Annotated in this window: 20 protein-coding genes; 19 read left to right on the top strand and 1 reads right to left on the bottom strand. The window is 47.7% G+C overall.

The genetic code is table 11. From position 1 onward, the window contains the following. The first annotated feature begins 114 nt into the window (after positions 1–114). The 19 genes from FND36_12020 (at position 115) to FND36_11930 (ending at position 18389) form a co-directional block, all read left to right on the top strand. Positions 115–543, top strand: a complete 429-nt coding sequence (locus tag FND36_12020; GenBank protein ID QDW74696.1) for a MarR family transcriptional regulator — start codon at positions 115–117, stop codon at positions 541–543. A gap of 1 nt (position 544) precedes the next feature. Continuing rightward, the gene (locus FND36_12015; GenBank protein QDW74695.1) at positions 545–1888 is read left to right on the top strand and encodes an MATE family efflux transporter; all 1344 of its coding nucleotides are present in this window, start codon (positions 545–547) and stop codon (positions 1886–1888) included. Positions 1889–2229: 341 nt separating this feature from the next. Continuing rightward, positions 2230–2901, top strand: a complete 672-nt coding sequence (locus tag FND36_12010; protein QDW74694.1) for a nitroreductase — start codon at positions 2230–2232, stop codon at positions 2899–2901. A 140-nt stretch (positions 2902–3041) separates the two neighbouring features. Continuing rightward, positions 3042–3695: a flavodoxin gene (locus FND36_12005; protein ID QDW74693.1), complete on the top strand. Its 654-nt coding sequence runs from the start codon at positions 3042–3044 to the stop codon at positions 3693–3695. Positions 3696–3935: 240 nt separating this feature from the next. After that, complete coding sequence (locus FND36_12000; protein QDW74692.1) at positions 3936–4559, top strand: hypothetical protein; 624 nt, start codon at positions 3936–3938, stop codon at positions 4557–4559. After that, entirely contained in the window at positions 4528–5454 is a 927-nt protein-coding gene (locus FND36_11995) for a nucleotidyl transferase AbiEii/AbiGii toxin family protein (GenBank protein ID QDW74691.1), read from the top strand. Before FND36_12000 ends, FND36_11995 begins: the two co-directional genes overlap by 32 nt. A 180-nt stretch (positions 5455–5634) precedes the next feature. After that, complete coding sequence (locus tag FND36_11990; protein ID QDW74690.1) at positions 5635–5913, top strand: hypothetical protein; 279 nt, start codon at positions 5635–5637, stop codon at positions 5911–5913. Positions 5914–6288: 375 nt separating this feature from the next. Next, on the top strand, positions 6289–6858 hold the full coding sequence (locus tag FND36_11985) for a hypothetical protein (protein QDW74689.1): 570 nt from the start codon (positions 6289–6291) through the stop codon (positions 6856–6858). Positions 6859–7005: 147 nt separating this feature from the next. Further along, positions 7006–7485 carry a zinc-binding dehydrogenase gene (locus FND36_11980; GenBank protein ID QDW74688.1) on the top strand — a complete coding sequence of 160 codons (480 nt, stop codon included), beginning with the start codon at positions 7006–7008 and terminating at the stop codon, positions 7483–7485. Between the two features lie 191 nt (positions 7486–7676). Beyond that, positions 7677–8618: a hypothetical protein gene (locus FND36_11975; GenBank protein QDW74687.1), complete on the top strand. Its 942-nt coding sequence runs from the start codon at positions 7677–7679 to the stop codon at positions 8616–8618. After that, entirely contained in the window at positions 8602–9684 is a 1083-nt protein-coding gene (locus FND36_11970) for a hypothetical protein (protein ID QDW74686.1), read from the top strand. The genes FND36_11975 and FND36_11970 overlap by 17 nt, the downstream gene beginning before the upstream one ends. Continuing rightward, positions 9681–10634 (top strand): 2-hydroxyglutaryl-CoA dehydratase, encoded by a 954-nt coding sequence (locus tag FND36_11965; protein ID QDW74685.1) that lies wholly within the window; start codon positions 9681–9683, stop codon positions 10632–10634. The genes FND36_11970 and FND36_11965 overlap by 4 nt, the downstream gene beginning before the upstream one ends. A gap of 15 nt (positions 10635–10649) precedes the next feature. Then, on the top strand, positions 10650–11360 hold the full coding sequence (locus FND36_11960) for a response regulator transcription factor (GenBank protein QDW74684.1): 711 nt from the start codon (positions 10650–10652) through the stop codon (positions 11358–11360). Then, complete coding sequence (locus tag FND36_11955; protein QDW74683.1) at positions 11357–12649, top strand: GHKL domain-containing protein; 1293 nt, start codon at positions 11357–11359, stop codon at positions 12647–12649. The genes FND36_11960 and FND36_11955 overlap by 4 nt, the downstream gene beginning before the upstream one ends. Before the next feature lie 81 nt (positions 12650–12730). Next, complete coding sequence (locus FND36_11950) at positions 12731–13912, top strand: iron-containing alcohol dehydrogenase (protein ID QDW74682.1); 1182 nt, start codon at positions 12731–12733, stop codon at positions 13910–13912. A gap of 4 nt (positions 13913–13916) precedes the next feature. Then, complete coding sequence (locus tag FND36_11945) at positions 13917–14381, top strand: flavodoxin (protein QDW74681.1); 465 nt, start codon at positions 13917–13919, stop codon at positions 14379–14381. Between the two features lie 21 nt (positions 14382–14402). Then, complete coding sequence (locus FND36_11940; GenBank protein QDW74680.1) at positions 14403–15029, top strand: TetR/AcrR family transcriptional regulator; 627 nt, start codon at positions 14403–14405, stop codon at positions 15027–15029. Between the two features lie 133 nt (positions 15030–15162). Further along, entirely contained in the window at positions 15163–15840 is a 678-nt protein-coding gene (locus FND36_11935) for an ABC transporter ATP-binding protein (protein QDW74679.1), read from the top strand. 2 nt (positions 15841–15842) lie between these two features. Then, the gene (locus FND36_11930; protein QDW74678.1) at positions 15843–18389 is read left to right on the top strand and encodes an FtsX-like permease family protein; all 2547 of its coding nucleotides are present in this window, start codon (positions 15843–15845) and stop codon (positions 18387–18389) included. A gap of 78 nt (positions 18390–18467) precedes the next feature. Here the strand turns inward: FND36_11930 and FND36_11925 are convergent, their stop codons facing one another. Then, positions 18468–19409, bottom strand: coding sequence for a hypothetical protein (locus FND36_11925; protein ID QDW74677.1), 942 nt, complete (start codon positions 19407–19409; stop codon positions 18468–18470). Between the last annotated feature and the right edge of the window lie 189 nt (positions 19410–19598).

Below are 19598 nucleotides of genomic sequence, written 5' to 3'. Positions count from 1 at the left end.
AGAGGACTTGAGGCTTACTTAGTCCCTCTGTTCTTTTTGTTGACATTGGCGCAGATCTGCATTAAAATACTTAGGAACCGAAGTAAATAAAAGATAGAGACAGAAGGAGAAAACATGGAAACAGGGAAGATGATCAACCGGATTTCCAACCGTCTGCGGCGCAGATCCCAGAAAGCACAGGAAACAATAGGGATCACCGGAGCAAAAGGGAATATCCTGGACTATATCCTGATCGAGAGCGAGAAGCGCAGCGTCTATCAGAAAGACATAGAAAAAGAGTTTGACTTAAGGCCTTCCACGGCGACAGAAGTATTGAAGAATCTGGAAAAGGAAGAGCTGATCGTCCGGGTGCCCGACAAGCAGGACGGGCGGTATAAAAAGATCGTATTTACAAAAAAAGCGGAAGAGATCCGCAGCGTACTAAGAAGAGAGATCCAACGTTCTGAAAGTATCCTGCTTAGGGGGATCACTGGGGAAGAGCAGGATATCTTTATGAAGATTACGAAAAAAATGCTGGAAAATCTGGAACAGGAGGAATTGTAATATGGATGAACATGAATTGATGGGAGAGCTGAAGATTTCCAAAGCGGTCATGAAGATGGCGGTGCCCAGTGTGATCAGCAGTCTGGTGACGGTGGTCTATAATATGGCGGACACCTTTTTCGTAGGACAGACGGGGGATCCGCTCCAGGTGGCGGCGGTCAGTCTGACGAACCCGATCTTTATCCTTCTGATGGCGTTCGCCAATATGCTGGGAATGGGCGGAAGCGCGGTACTGTCTGTGGCGCTGGGAGCGAAAGATGAGAAAAGGGCGAAGAACGCTGCGGCTTTTGTGACCTATGCGTCTCTGTTTCTGGGCATCCTTGCGGCGGCAGTCATGATTCTTTTCATGGACCCGATCCTGACATTGTTTGGAGCCAACGTGGAAACTTATGAATTTGCCAGAGGCTATACCTTCCATATCTCATATGGAGCTCCATTTATCATCTGGTCGGCGGCGGCAAGCTTTATCGTCCGGGCGGAAGGCGCAAGTAAAGAAGCCATGGTGGGAAGCATGATCGGAACCATCGCGAATATCGTGCTGGACCCCATCTTCATTTCTGTGCTGGATCAGGGAACAGCCGGGGCAGCCATTGCGACTACCATTGGGAATGTGCTGGCAAGCGTTTATTACCTGTGGTATTTCCTGAAGAAAAGCCGGGTGCTTTCCATCCGATGGAGAGACTTTACGGTCAGACAGGGCATCCTGACCAAGACCTGTTCCTCCGGTCTTCCCACAGCAATCTTTTCCGCGCTGATGAGCGTGTCCACCATTGTGCTGAACCAGCTTCTGGTGGTCTATGGCAATGATCCGGTGGCTGCTATCGGCATCGTGTTTAAGGCAAATATGTTCATTACATTTCTCCAAATGGGCCTGGCCAATGGAGTACAGCCCCTTCTGGGATACAATTATGGTTCCGGCAATATTAAGCGGTTCCGGGGTGTGGAATCCTATACCAAGAAATGCTGCCTGGCGGCAGGTGTGGCCGCAACAGTATTGTATTTTGTATTCCGGGAGCCGATCATCCGTCTGTTTATCAGTGATGAGGAAGTGATCGCTTACGGTGTGGAGATGCTGGTGGCCTATATGCTGTCCGGTCCGGTGATCGGGATACTTTTTGTGAATATGAACTGTATGCAGTCGGTGGGCCATGCCTTTCCGGCCACGGTGCTGTCCGTGCTGAGACAGGGGATCCTGCTGATTCCGCTGCTGTATCTTCTGCGGGCGCTGTTTGGCCTGGAAGGCGTGATCCTTGGACAGTCTCTGACAGACTATATCGCCATCATCCTGTCGGTATTTATGTGGCGGAGAATCCGTGGAACACTGAGCGATAGAACAAATCCGTGATCTCGTCAATGCTTTCTTTTTTCCCGCTTTTCAGCCACATAAGCGCGGTGTTGTACAGAGCTCCTATGTAGATGTATAAACGGTATCTTTCAATAGAAGTGCTGGGCATAGATTTTCTTCCAGCAAGCGGAATAAGGCTTCAGATATGCTTTTTTTAACCCGCATATTGGCTTCTTTTCGTTTATCCATAGATGCCCTCCTGAATAATATGAAACATTTTCTATGGTTTTGTATCAGTTGATTCCGTTGTAACGGTTTTGTTAATGTGATACGATTATCTCACATTCTACTTTGAGAAAATAGTTTTTGTCAACTTTTGTTTGAAGGATGGAGGAATAAGGATGGAGATCATGGAAGCAATGAAACAGCGCCATAGTGTGCGGCAGTATACAGATCAGCGGATAGAAAAAGAGGCGGCAGAGAAACTTCAGCGGGAGATAGATGCCTGCAATAAAGAGAGCGGCCTTCACATCCAACTGGTCACAGATGAACCGAAAGCGTTTGACGGTTTTATGGCACATTATGGTAAGTTCAGCGGAGTGAAGAATTATATTGCCCTGATTGGAAAGAAAGGGCCGAAATTAGAAGAAACCTGCGGATATTATGGAGAAAGGCTAGTTCTGCTGGCGCAGCGGCTTGGAATGAATTCCTGCTGGGCAGCAATGACCTACAGCAAGATCAAGGGGGCTTATGAAGTGAAAGCCGGAGAAAAGCTGTGCTGTGTCATTTCCATTGGGTATGGTGTAAACCAGGGAGTTTCCCATAAGGTAAAGAAAGTGGAAGAACTCTGTCAGGTAAACGGCCAGATGCCCCAGTGGTTCCGGGCGGGAGTAGAAGCGGCCCAGCTTGCGCCTACGGCCATGAACCAGCAGAAGTTCTATTTTGTGCTTAAGGAAGATCAGGTGGCGGCCAAAACAAAGGCCGGTTTCTATACAAAAGTGGATCTTGGAATCGCAAAATATCATTTTGAGATAGGCGCAGGCGTGGGAAATGACTGGAAATGGGCTCAGTGATCGGAGAACCGTGGATTTGGCATTTACCCTGGGGTTTCTACTGGATAACAAATGGATAATTCCATATGCTGTTTCTTTCGGATATACTAGCAACAGAGGAAAGGTTAGGATCAGGAAGTCTGAAAGGAGCAGTGATATTTATGAAAGGAAAGAAACTGATGGCAATGATGACGGCATGCGTGTTGGCGGCAGGTATGCTGGCTGGCTGCGGTTCTGATACGCAGAGCAGCCAGGAGGACAGTCAGGAACAGACGGCCCAGGAAGAACCCCAGGATGAGGCGGAAGATACATCTGATGCTGCTGCCGGATCTGGAAATGTGCTGGTGGTTTATTATTCCGCTACTGGTAATACAGAGGAGGCGGCCAATATGATCGCGGATGCGGCAGGAGGCGACCTTTTTGAACTGGAGCCGGCAGATCCATACACGGACGAAGATCTGGACTGGACTAACGATGACAGCCGAGTGACCCAGGAATACGAGAATGAGGATCAAAGAGATGTGGAACTGGTTTCTACAACGGTGGATAACTGGGATTCTTATGACACAGTGTTTATCGGATATCCGATCTGGTGGGGAATAGCCGCATGGCCCGTAGATTCTTTTGTAGAAAATAATGATTTCACAGGCAAGACGGTGATCCCGTTCTGTACTTCCGCTTCTTCTGGAATTGGTGACAGTGGAAATCTGCTGGCCGATCTGGCAGGCACCGGAGACTGGCAGGAAGGACAGAGATTCAGTTCCAGCCCGGACGAAGCGGAGGTTCAGGAGTGGGTGAACGGACTGGGACTGTAATTGTCAGAAATAGAATATGCAGAAATGTGGGCAGGGTGTTATATGACATCCTGCTCTTTTCCTGCATAAATCTATATTTTATAGGACAATTATAGGACATTAATAGGACAATATGTCCTGTTAAACAGTGATGTAGATGGAAACAATATGAATAAATCAGATGCGATTGACAAAGAAAATAATTTCAAGTATGCTAACAATAAGTAAACAAATAATTTACTTATCGAAAGGAAAGCGGTTATGTTATATGAATATTTGAAAGAAAATTATATTCCAGGAGAACCTATTTTTACCGGGGATATTGATATCCCAGGGATGACAGAAGAAAATCTTAGATATCATTTAAAAAAACTTACTGACAGCGGAAGCATATGCCGATTTGAGCCGGGAGTATACTATTTCCCTAAAATGGATATTTTCGGTGAGCGGATGTCTTTGTCCCCGGATACAGTAGCTATTCATAAGTATATCATGCGCAGGGGAAAGCGGGTGGGCTACTTTTCCGGCTATACATTGGCAAACCGCATGGGATTATCCACGCAGGTTCCGTTTACTCAGGAGATAAGCAGCAATTTTGCTCCGGCATTGGTAAGGAAAATAACGATTAAAAACAGGCAATACATTATCAGAAGACCAGTGGTGAAAGTGACGGAAGAAAATGCGCCGGTGCTGCAGTTTCTTGATTGTCTGAAGGATATTGAAAAATGCACAGAGATGGAGCCGGAAAAATGCGGAAGGATTTTGACAGAATATGCCAGAAAAAATGCTATTACAAAGAAAAAAATCGACAGGTTTATTGTAAATTATCCGATTAAGATATATAAAGCAATATATGAAACGGAGGTGGAGTATGTATCTTCATAAGGATAGAGAAATGTTTAAAGATATGGTGGAACAGACTGCTGAGCAAAGTGGAAGAACACCTATAGTGGTGGAAAAGGATTACTATGTTACACTGATCCTGAAATTATTATCAGAGCAGCTTGATCTGTGTGTTTTCAAAGGAGGGACGTCTTTATCCAAAGAATATCATGTAATCAATCGTTTTTCTGAAGATATTGATATTACTTTCAAAGAGCATATAGGAGAGAGCAGAAGGAAAAAACTTAAGAATGTTGTTTTAAAAGGAATAAGCGAAGAACTGGAAATGCCGATTGCAAACTGGAATGAAACCCAGAGCGACAGGGACTATAACGCTTATTTCTTTTCATATACTTCTGTATTTGAACTGGAAGATGAAAGACTGCCGCAGTATATAAAACTGGAAACTGCATTGGGGTCGTATGCATTTCCGACACAGTCGGTAGAGATACATAATTATATTGGGGATTATCTGGAAAAGCGAAATCGAATAGATCTGGCAAAACAATTTTCCCTTGACAGATTTTCAATGAATTTACAGTCATTGGAAAGGACTTATATTGATAAGATTTTTGCTCTTTGTGATTATTATATGCAGGGAAAATCAAAGCGGTATTCGCGTCATTTGTATGATGTCTATAAACTTACTCCGCTCATTGATTTTGATAATAAGTTTGTCTCATTGGTCAAAGAGGTCAGGGAGCATCGGGCTCAAATGACTGTATGTCCAGCCGCAAAAGAAGGAGTAGATGTATCTGCCATTATTACAGAGTTTTGTGATAATTCCTTTTATGAAGAAGATTATCAGTCTATCACCAGTTATTTTACAGAAGACTTTGTGTTTTATGAGGATACCATTAAGAATATGAGAAAAATTATACAGGACATTTCTTTTTAGAAATCAAACAGGTAAAAATATGGATAATAAAGATAAGATTATTCGGAACAGAGAGAAGAAATGCGTTTATTAAATGAAGAAATTAAGTGCCTTCAGTTACTTTTGTCCCAAGCAGGTATTCCCTATGGAAAAGGTATTCAGGAAAAGGAAAGACCGGCTGCTCGGCAGAAGGATTCTGTCATGAGTGAAACGGAAACAGTCAGGGAGCAATTTGTCATTCCGGAAACGATCACTCAGAAGCACGCCCAGTATTTCTATTCTTTTTTCAAAGGACGGAAAGATGTATACAGTAAAAGAGCAGGAAAGCCGAATCCTAAGACCGGGAAAACAGGATATTATACGCAGTGCTGGAATTACTGGAAGCCGGGTATTTGTCCGAAATATGAAAAAAAGAAAATAAAATGTGCGGACTGCCCGGAACAGCATTACAAAGAGATTACAGGCAAAGTGATCATGTAGCATTTGACAGGTGCAAAGAGTGTGAAGAAAGAGCGGATGGAAGAGAACTTTAATGTGTTTGACTTCAAGCTGGACAGCGATGATTTGGCGAAGATCGCCGCTCTTGACACAGGAATAAGCTGTTTCTTCGACCACAGAGATCCGGCGGTGGTAGAGAACCTTGCCGGTCTGGCCAGAAATGTATAATTATGAAAATATGTCAAATTCAAAAGGAGGAATCATAATGAAATATGCGGCTTTAAATAACGGAGTTAAAATGCCTATCTCATGCATGGCGGTTGGAGTAATGAGACTGCATACCTAGGGACCCCAGAGAATCCTAATATATTTAAAAATGTTCTGGACAATGGCATTGCGGACGGCAGGATCCGTCCGATGATTATTGTCTGTCCCACCTACAACAATACGAGTTCGGAGGACAGCGCTGATTACAGTTTGGCTCTCAGACTGACAGAAAATTACCATAACGAATTAGTCCATGATCTGATTCCGGCTGTAGAGGGAACTTACAGTACATACGCAGAAAGCACGACGCCGGATGGAATCGCCGCATCCAGGGATCACAGAGCATTCTGCGGTTTCTCTATGGGATCTGTGGCAACATGGCGTACCTTTCAGTTCTGCTTGGATTATTTCCGTTATTTTATGCCTTCCAGCGGAAGTCTGACGACAGACGGAGAGTATATGGCATCTGTGGTCAGAGATTCCGGTCATGATTGGGATGACTTTTTCATCTTTGCGGCATCCGGTCCGGATGATTTTGCCTATTCTTCATTCAAAAACCAGATTGAAGCTATGGCGGATGTAAGTGACGGGACATGCCAGTACGCTGATAATGAGCGGGAGGGCAATCTGTATTTCCTGGAGCAGGAAGGCGGAACACATAGCGGAGAATACGCGTTGGAGTACTTTTATAACGGGCTTCTCTGGATTTGGAACGAGTAGAAACGTCTGAACTTAAACATAGGAACTCATCGGTCTCAACAGGAGCGTTTATCCGGCCGCTGATCTGGTCGCCATGTACAAGTGATGCGCATTTATGCGCAACAGGATGCGCCTCGCTTCCTTACCTGATCGGGAAAGCGGTAGGGCATGAGATGTGCGGCGAGATTACGAAAACAGTGCTTTGAAGTGGCGAAAGAATATGGGGCTACTCACCTGGTAGACTATCATAACGAAGATTATCTGGAACAGATAGTAAAAGACAATGGAGGGCCGGTGGACGGAGTGATTCTTTGCGGCGGCAGTGAAAAAGAACTGAGCAAAGGACTGTCTATTTTGAAAAAAGGAGGTACTCTCGTTAACCTGAGCGCTTATTTTGGCGGGGATCCGATAGAAATCGATCCGAGTGTCTGGGGATTCGGCTATGGAGATAAAACTATCAAGGGGTCCGGATGCCGGGGAGGCAGACTATGGATGTCACGGATGGCACAGCTGATCGCGACAGGAAGAATTGCCCCGGAGAAACTGGTCACGCACAGATATCACGGTATGGATAAGATACCGGAAGCCATGGGATTATTCTTAAATCATGACAGGAGTCTGATCAAACCGATCATATATAACGATTAACGAATTTCTTTATATTGGGAACCCGGTATTTTAGCGGTTTTCTCAGATTTTCTCCCTGCGATAGTATGGAGATTGAAAATCAACTGTAAAGAAATTGTTTTCAAATTTAGCCAGGGATGATATGATAGTATCCGTGGGAAAATTTATGTTGTTTACGAGAAAGAATCTGCTTGAAACAGGAGGGAAGTATTTTGCGAAAGATAGAAACCATTGGAATTCCAAGGGGGCTGATGGCCTATAGGGATGGAGTCCTGTGGAGAGAATTCTTTACTCAACTGGGATTCCAGTGCGTAGTAAGCCCATCCAGTGACCGAAGCCTTTTGGAGGATGGAACCGGCCGGGCGGTAGATGAAACCTGCCTTCCATTTAAGATGTACCTGGGACATGTCCTCTGGCTGATGGATAAATGCGATGCGGTTTTTGTTCCACGAATGGGAGGATATCATAAACGAGAGAAAATGTGCACCAGATACCAGGCCCTTCCTGATCTGATCCAGAACATTTTCCGGGACGAGCAGATCCAGATCCTGACGGTCAGTTACGACTGGTATGACAAGACAACGGAGGAGAAGGTCTATCTGAAACTGGGAGAATCCCTGGGACGGAATAAGAAGGAGACGAAGCGTGCTTACAGCCAGGCCAAAAAGTATCAGGAGTCCTGGCTGAAGGCAAAAGAGAAGAAACAGCTTACGAAACTGGAGAATAAGAAAAACAAGGTGCTGCTGGCGGGGCATCCGTATGTACTCCATGACACCTGCATGGGCGGAGAACTGACCCGGATCCTGGAAAAGATGGGGGCGGAAGTCCTTTATACGGATTATGTGAACCGGGGAAACGCTTTGAAGCGCAGCTTTGATTTCTCCAGGGTCATGCCCTGGCTTATCAATCGGGAGATGGTGGGCGCGGCGCTTTTAATGGAAAAGAAAGTGGACGGGATCATACTGGCCAGCGCCTATCCCTGCGGACCGGACGCCCTGGTCAATGATATGCTGGTACGGCGCTTAAAGAATGTTCCGGTGCTGAATCTTACTCTGGATGCCCAGAGCGGCACGGCGGGAGTGGAGACAAGGATCGAAAGTTTTATTGACATTATCAGATATCAGAAGGCAGGCGGCTATGGAAATCAAAATTGACGATAAGAAAAAGATCGCGTTTCCCAGATTTAATCATTACAATTATGCGATCAAATATATTGTGGAGCAGGGTCTGGACGCGAAATACGTGCTCCTGCCTCCCGCTACCAAAGAGACGGCGGAGCTGGGAAGTAAATATAGCCCGGATTATGCCTGCGCGCCTTTCAAGCATACGCTGGGAAGTCTGATCGAGGCGGTAGAGGCCGGGGCGGATGTATTGGTGGAAACAGGGGGATTATGCCGGCTGGATTATTATGGCGTATTGCAGGAAGAAATCCTTCGGGAATTGGGATACAAGTGTGAATTTATCAATTTGGCCGGATATATGGGGGGCAAAAAAGGAGACTGGCTGAAGCTGGCCAGACATTTAAGTCCCAAACTAAAGGTTTCGAAATTGACGTCCGGCGTCTATGACGGCGTAAAGATGGCGGAATATATGGATGAGATTGAGGCGCTGTACTATCAAAACGCGGGATTTGAGGCGGTAAAGGGCAGTTTTAAAAAGGTATACCGTCAGTTTTATCTGCAGATGCAGACGGCGGAAAACCGCCAGGAAATCCGGGAAGCGTACCAAAAGGCCAAGCAGAAGATGAGCGAACTGGAATTAAAGATTCCAGAGCATCCTGTGCGCATTGGGATCGTGGGGGAATATTTTACCGCCATGGACCCCGGCTCCAATCAATTCCTTCAGGACAAGCTGGTCCGACTGGGGGCGTCTGTATACCGATTCCTGAATGTGACTAACTGTCATTTCCGAGCGAAGGAACCGACCCTGCGGCCCAGGATAAAAGAATACGCAAAGTTTAACATGGGTCCCACCACGACCTGGACATTGAACGCGGCGCTGGACTATGCCAAGAAAGGCTTTGACGGGATCATCCATGTAAAATCCTTTGGGTGTACGCCGGAGCTGGATGCGGTTCCTGTCTTGCAGAATATCAGCAGGGATTATCATATTCCGATCCTGTACTTAAGTTATGATACGCAGGAGAGCGACACAGGACTGGACACACGACTAGAAGCATTTTACGACATGCTGGAGAGGAAGAAGAAGGTATTGCGATGAAGAAAAAGGCGTATCTGGGAATCGACATCGGTTCCATCTCGACAAAAGGGGTTATTATAGACGAAGAGAACAGATTTCTGGCGGAGTGTTATCTTTGGACCGAGGGGAATCCTACCCAGGCTACGAAAAAGGTGCTTCACGCTCTGCGGGAACAGTTTGATGAAGAAACCTATCAGATCGCGGCCTCCGGGACTACAGGAAGCGCCAGAAAGCTGGTGGGAAGTATGATCGGCGCCCAGGTGGTGAAAAATGAGATTACCGCCCATGCGGTGGGGACTACCACTTTGCATCCAGACGTGCGCACGATCCTGGAGATCGGAGGCCAGGATTCTAAGATCATCTGCGTTGAAAACGGGGTGGCGGTAGATTATGCCATGAATACTCTGTGCGCCGCGGGAACCGGGGCCTTTTTGTCCAGCCAGGCACATCGTCTGGGGGTAGAGGTAGAAGAATTTGGAGATATTGCGCTGAAGGCAAAGAAGGCGGCTCCAATCGCGGCAAGATGCACGGTTTTCGCGGAGTCTGACTTGGTCCACAAATTGCAGGTGGGATGTCCCAAAGAAGAGATTATCGCCGGCCTTTGCAAGGCGGTGGCTGGAAATTACCTGAACAATGTGGCGAAGGGAAAGAAGATCGTCGCGCCTGTTGTATTCCAGGGAGGCGTCAGTAAAAACGCCGGCGTGGTCCATATGTTCCAGGAGGAACTGGGGATGCCGGTGCTGGTGGATGAGAGAGGGCATCTTATGGGAGCTTTTGGAATCGCGGTCCTGGCCAGGGAAGAGCAGGAGGAAGGAGCCTTTTCTTTTGATGTTGCCGAGATGGAATTCAAGACCAGAGAAGTGATCTGCGGGAAATGCGCCAATCACTGTGAGATCATCTGCGTCTATCGGGACGGCCTGCTGATCGACTCCTGGGGGAATCGGTGCGACAATGGAGCTGTACGGCAGTAGAGAAGGTTGACAGAGATGATACACGTAGCAATCTGTGACGATGAGAAAGAATTTGTAAAGTATCTGTCAGAACTTCTGCGTCAGTATGGGGCACAGACCAGCCGGGAGATTAAGATCACTGTCTATTACGACGGCCTGGAATTGATCGAAAGATACGATCCTACCATTGATCTGATCTTCTTGGATATCCAGATGCGGCGGGTAGATGGTCTGCGGGCTGCCAAGAAAATCCGGAAGCTGGACGAAAAGGTAGGGATCATCTTTCTGACTACAATGACGGAATATAGTCTGGAGGGGTATCAGTATCAAGCGGCGGATTATATTATCAAACCGCTGAAATATGTGCGCCTGAAAGCGGAGATGGATCGGTTTTTGAAGCGGCTGCGGCAGATGGACGACCCGGCCATCCTGGTATTTAATGACACGGGCAGATATAAGGTGCGGTTAAAAAGCCTGCGGTATATTGAGACCTTTAACCGGAACCTTTTGCTTCACACAGAGGAAGAGAATATTATCTGCTACCGGAGCATGAAGGAGATGGAAGCAGAGCTGAGAGACCAGGGATTCGCCCGATGCCATACCAGTTATCTGGTGAATCTCTATTTTATCCAAGGAGTAAAGAGGCTGGAATTAACATTGGCAACCGGAGAGAAGCTTCCCATCAGCCAGCCCAGAAGGAAGGTGTTTATGGAGAGACTGACAGATTATTGGGGGGAAAGGTTATGATTTTCTTTTTAGACCGGCTTACCTTTCTGGCGCAGTGGGCGTATGTATTTGCCGCCTTTTTTACATTGGCCAGATTCCGGCCGCTTAGAAGAAATAAGATCCTTCAGATAGCCGCGTTTGTGCTGGAAGGGATCTTTTTTAATGTGATCGTTTATTCGGATGACTTTCCGGCTCTGGCATATTCTTTATGCGGATTCCTCCTGTGTCTTGTGATCTTTCATCAGGGCAGTCTGAAGGAAAAGCTGGCGGCCTGTCTGATCTTCTATCCGGCGGTAGTCGCGGTAAATTATCTTATGCAGGATTTGGGAGGAAGGCTGTTTTTCCAACTGATAGGCGTATCTGTTGAGGAACCAGATTTTACCCAGGAACAGCTTTTGATCAGTACGATTTTCTATCTTTTATCTAATATTATCCGTCTGACATTCTGGATCTTAGTCTATTGGCTGCTGAAAAACTGTCTTAAGAAGGTCCAGGAAAATGTAACAGACCGGATGTGGCTGGTGATCGACCTTGTGATGCTGGCGCCTTTTGTAGCGGTATTGTCGATTCTGTATTTTATGCCGAATCATCCGATCAGCGTGTATCCGCCTTGCATCGCGGCAATCTTTACAAGTTTCAGCAGTATCTATCTGATTTCTTATATCTGCGGCGCGATGCAAAGTGAAGCAAGAGCCAGGGAATTGGAAATGCGGCAGGCTTTCTACAAAGACCGGATCAACGAGGAAGAGAGGGTGCGGCGGATCTATCATGATCTGAAGAACCACTTGATCATCCTTCAGGGGAAACAGGGAACGGAGGAAGCAAAACAGTCGATCCAATCTCTTCAGAAGGAGATTGAAAGCTATGAGAATTACCGGCATACAGGAAATGATTATCTGGATATGCTCCTGCGGGATAAGATGCGCGCGGCAAGAGAGAAAAAGATAGATTTTACGGCTTCTTTGCAGTTTGGGGACGGCGGGTTTATCGATCCGCTGGATGTAAGCACAATCTTTGGAAACGCATTGGATAATGCTATGGAAGCTTGCGAGCGCCTGCCGGAAGATATGCGGTTTATTACGATGAAGGCAGGGCGGCTGAGGGATATGCTGGTGATCACGATAGAGAACAGCCGGAGGATGGATCAGCTGTACGATGGGAAAACAACGAAAAAGGATCGCTTTTTGCACGGACTGGGGCTTATCAATATCAGGACAGCCGTGGAAAAATATGGTGGGGAGTGTGTGACAAAGGCTGAGAACGATATTTTTGTATTGAAAGTGACAATTCCGGTGGAAGATAAAAAATAGATTGACACAGTGTCAGGATTGTGGTATTTTAAAGGTGTTGACACGATGTCAGAATTGAATCCAAAAAGGAGGAGTTGCAAAATGTTAGGAAATTTTTCATACTGTAATCCCACGAAATTGTATTTTGGAGATGAATCTTTAAACGCGCTCAATACAGAGCTTCCGAAATACGGGAAAAATGTGGTGCTGATCTATGGAGGCGGTTCGATCAAGAAAAACGGCATTTATGACGAAGTAGTGAAGATCCTGGAAGAGCAAGATAAAAATGTGGCGGAAATCTCTGGCGTAATGCCGAATCCTACGGTAGAGAAGCTCTATGAAGGCATGGAGATCGCAAGGAAACATCATGCGGACTTCCTTTTGGCAGTAGGAGGAGGTTCTGTCTGCGACTATGCTAAGGCGGTCTCTGTATCAGTAAACTGTAAGGAGGATCCATGGAAGAAATATTACATCCGTTTTGAAGAGCCGGAATGTGAGACCCTTCCAGTAGGCTGCGTACTGACCATGGTAGGGACTGGTTCTGAGATGAACGCGGGGGCGGTGATCACAAATCACGAGACAAAACAGAAGATCGGCCATGTGTTTGCGGATGAAAAGATCATGCCCAGATTTGCGATCCTAAACCCCAAGTATACGTTGACTCTGCCGCATTATCAGATGGTGGCGGGAATCTACGATATCTTTAATCATATCTGTGAACAGTATTTCTCCGGAGAGGATGATAATACCAGTGATTATATCAGCGAGGGCCTGATGCGTTCTGTTCTTCATTCCAGTCGTATCGCCAACAGGGATCCGCAGGATTATGAGGCCCGCAGCAATCTGATGTGGACTGCGACATGGGCACTTAATACTCTGGTTTCCCGCGGAAAGTCTACAGACTGGATGGTCCATATGCTGGGACAGTCGGCAGGCGCTTATACAGACGCTACCCATGGGATGACGCTGGCCGCGGTTTCTCTGCCTTATTACCGTCATATCCTGCCATACGGATTGCAGAAGTTTAAACGGTTTGCCGTTAATGTATGGGATGTGGATGCATCGGGAAAGACAGACGAGCAGGTGGCGCGGGAAGGACTGGACGCCATGGAAAGCTGGATGAAGGAGTTGGGGCTTGTGATGGATCTGGCCCAGCTTGGAGCTGACAAAAATATGGTGGAAGGTATTGCGGATGGAACGCTTGTCATGCCTGGCGGCTATAAAGTTCTGGAACGAGATGAAATCGTGGAGATCATAAAGGAAAGTTTTGGAAAGGAGAGCTAGTAAGATGAGTAAAGTATTGATCGCATATTTTTCGGCCAGCGGAGTGACCGCAAGAGCAGCAAAAGAAATGGCGGAAGCGGTAGGCGCGGATCTCTATGAGATCTGTCCGGAAACACCCTATACTGCCGCGGATCTGAACTGGATGGACAAAAAGAGCCGCAGTACTCTGGAGATGAATGATCCGTCCTGCCGTCCGGCGATCGCGGGGAAGGTGGAAGATATGAGCCAGTATGATACGGTTCTGGTAGGCTTCCCAGTATGGTGGTATGTAGAGCCGAGGATCGTAGACACCTTCCTGGAGAGTTATGATTTCTCCGGCAAGACAATGATTCCTTTTGCCACCTCTGGCGGAAGCGGCATCGGGAAAGCAGAACAAAGCCTGCAGTCCCACTGCCCGCAGGGAGTCTGGAAGAAAGGGAAGCTTCTGCATGGGTCTGAAGCGGTAAAATGGGTGAAAGGAATTGTATAAAAGGGAAAGGATGGAACAGTTATGCCAAAGGGTTCGGAAGAATTGACGAATGCGAGAAAAGAAGAAATCATCAATGCCTGCGCTTCTCTCTATGAGACGATGGGATTTAAAGATATTACGATCCGGGATATCGGGGCTAAGACCTCTTTTACCCGGACTTCGATCTACAATTATTTCCAGACGAAAGAAGAAATCTTTCTGGCTCTTCTCCAGCGGGAGTACGAAGCCTGGACTTTGGATCTGAAAACCCTCTTGGAGGGGGACGACACCTTATCTCTTGAAAGATTTGCCTCGGAACTCGCCCATACATTAGAGCCGCGGGAATGTATGCTGAAGCTGGTATCTATGAATCTCTATGATATGGAAGGAAACAGCCGCATGGAGAACCTGGTGGCGTTTAAGAAGGTATACGCGGGGTCGATGGAGGCGGTCGCCTGTTGTCTGGAAAAGTTCTTTCCTGCTATGGCGGCAGAGGATATCCAGGAATTTCTTTATGCTTTTTTCCCATTCTTGTTCGGCGTCTATCCTTACTCGGTGCCGACCAAGAAACAGCGGGAAGCGATGGAAGCCGCGCAGGTCAATTATGCCAGGTATACGATTTATGAGCTTACAAGATCCTTCGTTTTTAAACTGTTAAAATCCTTTTAATGATTCATAGCGATGGCAGAGGAAAGACGTGTATTAGTTTTTTCCTCTGCCATCTTAATTTACGCGTTAGATATTGCAAGGTTTCATGTCTTTTCTATAATGGAGAGAGTTTCGAAAAGGAAGGAGAAAAGACATGAGTATTTTAAGCGCAGATCATTTGACGAAACAGTACGGGAGTGAACCCAATATTGTCCGGGCGCTGGACGATGTGAGCATTTCCGTGGAAAAGGGAGAATTTGTAGCGATCGTTGGAACCTCAGGAAGCGGCAAATCCACCCTTTTAAATATGCTTGGAGGCCTGGACCGTCCCACCAGCGGATCCGTCCGGGTAGGAAAATATGAACTTGGGAAATTAAAAGACGAGGATCTGACGGTGTTCCGGCGCCGCAAGATTGGATTCATCTTCCAGAATTATAATCTGGTGCCGGTCCTGAATGTCTATGAAAATATTGTGATGCCGATCCAGTTAGATGGAAAGAAACCGGACACGGCGTTTATCCAGGAAGTAGTTACCCTGCTGGGGTTGGAGAAGAAGCTTTACAGTATGCCAAACCAGCTCTCCGGAGGGCAGCAGCAGAGGGTGGCCATTGCCCGCGCCCTTGCCAGCAAACCGGCGATCATTTTGGCGGATGAGCCTACCGGCAATCTGGACAGCAAGACCAGCGACGAAGTGATCGAGCTTCTGAAGGTTACGGGAAAGAAGTTTGACCAGACTATCGTTATGATCACCCATAATCCGGAGATCGCGGCCAGGGCGGACCGCTGCATCCGCATCGAAGACGGAAAGATCGCAGAAGCGGAGGCGGTGTAGGCATGAGAGAGAAGAAAGAACAAAAAAAGATGCTGCGGACGCTGACGAAGAGAAGTTTTCGGCAGAAAAAGGGACGCAACCTGGTGGCGGTGCTGGCTATTTTGATGACAGCAGCCATGTTTGCCGCGCTTTTCACACTGGCCCAGAGTATGGGAAAGAATCTGACGGAAATGTATCTGCGCCAATCGGGTACTACGGCCCATGCTTCCGCCAAGTCTATCACCGATGAGGAGATTGAAAAGATCGCCTCCCATCCAGATGTAGTAAGCTACGGGAAATCCATTGTGCTTGGGATCGCGGAAAATGAGGCCCTTTCCGGGCGGCAGGTAGAGATCCGCTGCGCCAATGACCAGTATGCCAAAAACGATTATGCCTGGCCAGAGGAAGGGAGGATGCCAACGGAGAAAAATGAGATCGCCCTGGATACGCTGACTCTTGAAAGACTGGGAGTTCCCGCCAAGCTGGGCGAAGAGGTGACCATCGAGTGGAGACCCGATGTGACCAGTGATACCGTGACCAGGAGTACCTTCACCCTCTGCGGTTGGTGGGAAGGGAACCTGTCTTCCTACGCCAGCATGGCCTGGGTCAGTGAATCCTTTGCCCTGGATGCCTGCGGCGGGAGAGAAGCGCCGGACGAGGGACAGGTCTTAGGACAGCGGATGATGGGGATTTCTTTTGATAATTCCAGAGATATTGAGGAGAAGACAGCCAAAGTATTGGAGGACTGCGGAATCACGGATGTGGAGTTCAGCCCTAATCTGACCTATTCCAGTGAAATGCGCCAGCAGATCCTGGCGGAGAATTTTCCAATGTATGTAGGGATGGTGCTGGTATTCCTGGCGGGATATCTGATCATTTACAATGTGTTCCAGATCTCTGTGGCATCAGATATTCAATTTTACGGACGGTTAAAAACCTTGGGAATGACGAAAAAACAGCTCAGGAAGATCATCTACGGACAGGCCAACAGGCTTTGCCTGCCTGGGATCCTGGCAGGTCTTCTGCTGGGATACCTGTTGGGAATGGTTTTGGTTCCGATCCTGCTTTCCTCTTTGGAAGGGCAGGCAGCGGTGGCGGCAGATCCGGTGATCTTCATAGGTTCTGCGGTATTTACCTATGCGACAGTGCTGATCTCCTGCCTGCTTCCGGCCAGGCTTGCTGGAAAAGTATCTCCGGTGGAAGCTCTGCGCTATACCGATGCGGATACAAAGATCAAAAAAGCTTATAAGAAATCGAAGAATGGGGCGAAGATCCCCGGTATGGCCTGGGCGAATCTATGGCGCAGCAAGAAGCGGACGTTTCTGGTCATTGCCTCTCTTACACTGGGAATGGTACTGATGAGCTTCTTCTATGCAAGAAACGCAAGTTTTGATATGGAGAAATATCTGATGGATTATGCGGTGGCAGACTTCCAGATCGATGATGCCACGAATGAGGCTGTGGAAGGCTATCAGCCAGACAGCCAGACCATCAGCAATGAGCTGTTGGGCGAGATCCAGGGACTTTCCGGCCTGGAAGAAGACGGAACCCTTTATTCCCGTGAGACAATGGGTGTTTTAACTGAAAATGCCAAAGAAAATTTTGAGAATTATTATACCCAGGATGTACTGGATGAGTTTGCGTCCTTTGATCCTACGTTCCCACAGTGGAAAGAGACCTATGATAAGGCGCTGGCGGGAGAAGCGGTGCCATTTACCGTCTATGGAGCGGACGGAGTGATCCTGGAAGCGGCGGCCAGCGAGCAGTTCCTGTTAAATGGAACCTACGATGCGGAAGCGTTTGCCACAGGAGAATACGTACTTGCCATCGGTCCGGCGGTGGATCCGGGGACCGATATTCCTATGTACGATGTGGGAGAAAAGGTGGAGGTAGAGGGACGGACCTTTACGGTGATGGCAGTTCTTTCCCCCCTGCAGCCTATGGTGGAAGGCGCGGCTCCTAATTTTGACATCCCATTGATCCTTCCGGCAGATACCTTCCGGGAAATCTGGCCGGAGGGGACGCCGAGAAAGTATTACTTTAATGTGGAGGAAAAAGCGCAGGAAGAAGCACAGACCCTTCTGGAAGAATATCAGGCGAAGGAAGCGCCGGCGATGAATATCACTTCCCGTCAGAGTCTGATCCAGCAGTATGAGGACCAGACACGGTCTTCCGCGGTAATGGGATACGCCATCAGCCTGATCATTGCTTTGGTAGGAATCCTGAATTTTGTCAACAGTATGGTGACGGCTATTATTTCTAGAAAACGGGAATTTGCTATGATCCAGAGTATTGGAATGACGAAACGGCAGCTTCGCCAGATGCTGATATTCGAAGGATTGTACTACGCGGGACTGACGCTGGTCATTTCCTATATCCTGGGCGCAGTCACTGTAGGGGTGATCGTACGGGCGCTCACTGCAGGCGGATACACCACCTTCCAGTTCACCTTGCTGCCGCTCATCGTGTGTACACCGGTGCTGATCCTGTTTGCGGTGCTGATTCCCTATCTGTGTTTCCGAAATCTGGAAAAACAAAGTATTGTGGAACGTCTGCGGGCAGTAGATTAGAACGAGTAAGAAAACAAAAGCCTGTATCTTAAAAGGAGTGCTGAACTCCTTAAGATACGGGCTTTTTAGTGGACAAAATTACATATCCCAATAGTTTTCCAGGCAGGCTTTGGCGTCTTCGTAAGTAAGAGCATAACTTTCCTGGATCTTCTCCAGGATTTCGTCTTTTGACAGCCGCAGATCCTGCAAGATATGAATAAGGCGTTTCAAGCCGTCCGCCTCTCCAGCCTGGTAGCCATGAGCCTCTCCGGCCTGGTAGCCGTCCTCGTAGCCTTCCTGCTTCATTGCTTTTTCATATTTTTCCTGATCAAAGGTTTCCAGTACCATCTGCACTACCTCCGCTCTCTGCTGGATCAGGATATCCTTTAATACGCCCCGGTGGATGCAGTCGTCGATGGCAAGGCCGATGGCGGTCTCCAGAGGCAGGTCCTCTCTGTGGTAACTGCGCACCGTCTCCACGAAGATGGCGTATTCCTCCAGTCTCCGGCACTTCTCCATCAATGCCTGGTTGTGGCCGTAGTTGATGTTCAGCATGAGGGTGGTACATTCCAGGCAGGGTTCCTTCCCTGTCTGGGAAGGCGAAAAGAGGCCGCTCAGCCTTAAGATCTGCCGGTCCGGTTCCTCCTCGGTGCCGTTGTAAAACACGATGTGCTGGGGGAAGGGGAACGTCTTGGCGGCGCTGCTGTAGATGTTGATCTCCAGCCGGTCGATGTGCGTCTCGTACAGCTTTGAGAAATACAGCAGTCCACGCATAGGCATGTTGGGATTGTAGGTGCTCTGGTGCTCATACAGGTTCAGGTCAGCTCCGATCAGGAAGGAAACGTCGTTTTTCATGGAAAGATACAGGACGTTTTCTAAAGTGTTGACCTCCAGGTCGTCTGGGTCCTCATAAGAGGTGCCGTTGACCGCGTTGTACAGGGAGAGAAGATCCTCCTTTTTCTGGAAGACCAGACGAAAGAGCCGGTCCTTGTACTCCCGGTTTGCCATAGGATACTCCTGATGATTCAATTGTTGGTTCATGTGATTACCTCCATTATAGAAAAGAAAAAGAATGGCTGCAACCTTTTTGGTGAGTATAAAAAAGGTCTGGAAAAGATGCGGCGGAAACCGCCGGAAAGAAAAGAACACTGTGCCGGACACAGCAGGCGGGATGAGAAATCCCGCCGATTGTCTGATTATTATAGCAAAAGGGGAGGGAGATTGGCAAGA

The sequence above is a fragment of the Lachnospiraceae bacterium KGMB03038 genome (assembly GCA_007361935.1).
Taxonomy (GTDB): domain Bacteria; phylum Bacillota; class Clostridia; order Lachnospirales; family Lachnospiraceae; genus Massilistercora.
Note: the sequence above shows the minus strand (reverse complement) of the source record. Positions and strands in the feature narration are given on the sequence as shown.

What these genes read in the sequence shown, in the direction of transcription:
- FND36_12020 (QDW74696.1), top strand. Translation starts at nt 115, where the DNA reads ATGGAAACAGGGAAGATGATCAACCGGATTTCCAACCGTCTGCGGCGC.
- FND36_11935 (QDW74679.1), top strand. Translation starts at nt 15,163, where the DNA reads ATGAGTATTTTAAGCGCAGATCATTTGACGAAACAGTACGGGAGTGAA.
- FND36_11940 (QDW74680.1), top strand. Translation starts at nt 14,403, where the DNA reads ATGCCAAAGGGTTCGGAAGAATTGACGAATGCGAGAAAAGAAGAAATC.
- FND36_12015 (QDW74695.1), top strand. Translation starts at nt 545, where the DNA reads ATGGATGAACATGAATTGATGGGAGAGCTGAAGATTTCCAAAGCGGTC.
- FND36_11945 (QDW74681.1), top strand. Translation starts at nt 13,917, where the DNA reads ATGAGTAAAGTATTGATCGCATATTTTTCGGCCAGCGGAGTGACCGCA.
- FND36_12000 (QDW74692.1), top strand. Translation starts at nt 3,936, where the DNA reads ATGTTATATGAATATTTGAAAGAAAATTATATTCCAGGAGAACCTATT.
- FND36_11980 (QDW74688.1), top strand. Translation starts at nt 7,006, where the DNA reads ATGAGATGTGCGGCGAGATTACGAAAACAGTGCTTTGAAGTGGCGAAA.
- FND36_11960 (QDW74684.1), top strand. Translation starts at nt 10,650, where the DNA reads ATGATACACGTAGCAATCTGTGACGATGAGAAAGAATTTGTAAAGTAT.
- FND36_11985 (QDW74689.1), top strand. Translation starts at nt 6,289, where the DNA reads ATGATTATTGTCTGTCCCACCTACAACAATACGAGTTCGGAGGACAGC.
- FND36_11965 (QDW74685.1), top strand. Translation starts at nt 9,681, where the DNA reads ATGAAGAAAAAGGCGTATCTGGGAATCGACATCGGTTCCATCTCGACA.
- FND36_12010 (QDW74694.1), top strand. Translation starts at nt 2,230, where the DNA reads ATGGAGATCATGGAAGCAATGAAACAGCGCCATAGTGTGCGGCAGTAT.
- FND36_11955 (QDW74683.1), top strand. Translation starts at nt 11,357, where the DNA reads ATGATTTTCTTTTTAGACCGGCTTACCTTTCTGGCGCAGTGGGCGTAT.
- FND36_11930 (QDW74678.1), top strand. Translation starts at nt 15,843, where the DNA reads ATGAGAGAGAAGAAAGAACAAAAAAAGATGCTGCGGACGCTGACGAAG.
- FND36_11995 (QDW74691.1), top strand. Translation starts at nt 4,528, where the DNA reads ATGAAACGGAGGTGGAGTATGTATCTTCATAAGGATAGAGAAATGTTT.
- FND36_11925 (QDW74677.1), bottom strand. Translation starts at nt 19,409, where the DNA reads ATGAACCAACAATTGAATCATCAGGAGTATCCTATGGCAAACCGGGAG.
- FND36_11950 (QDW74682.1), top strand. Translation starts at nt 12,731, where the DNA reads ATGTTAGGAAATTTTTCATACTGTAATCCCACGAAATTGTATTTTGGA.
- FND36_12005 (QDW74693.1), top strand. Translation starts at nt 3,042, where the DNA reads ATGAAAGGAAAGAAACTGATGGCAATGATGACGGCATGCGTGTTGGCG.
- FND36_11970 (QDW74686.1), top strand. Translation starts at nt 8,602, where the DNA reads ATGGAAATCAAAATTGACGATAAGAAAAAGATCGCGTTTCCCAGATTT.
- FND36_11990 (QDW74690.1), top strand. Translation starts at nt 5,635, where the DNA reads ATGAGTGAAACGGAAACAGTCAGGGAGCAATTTGTCATTCCGGAAACG.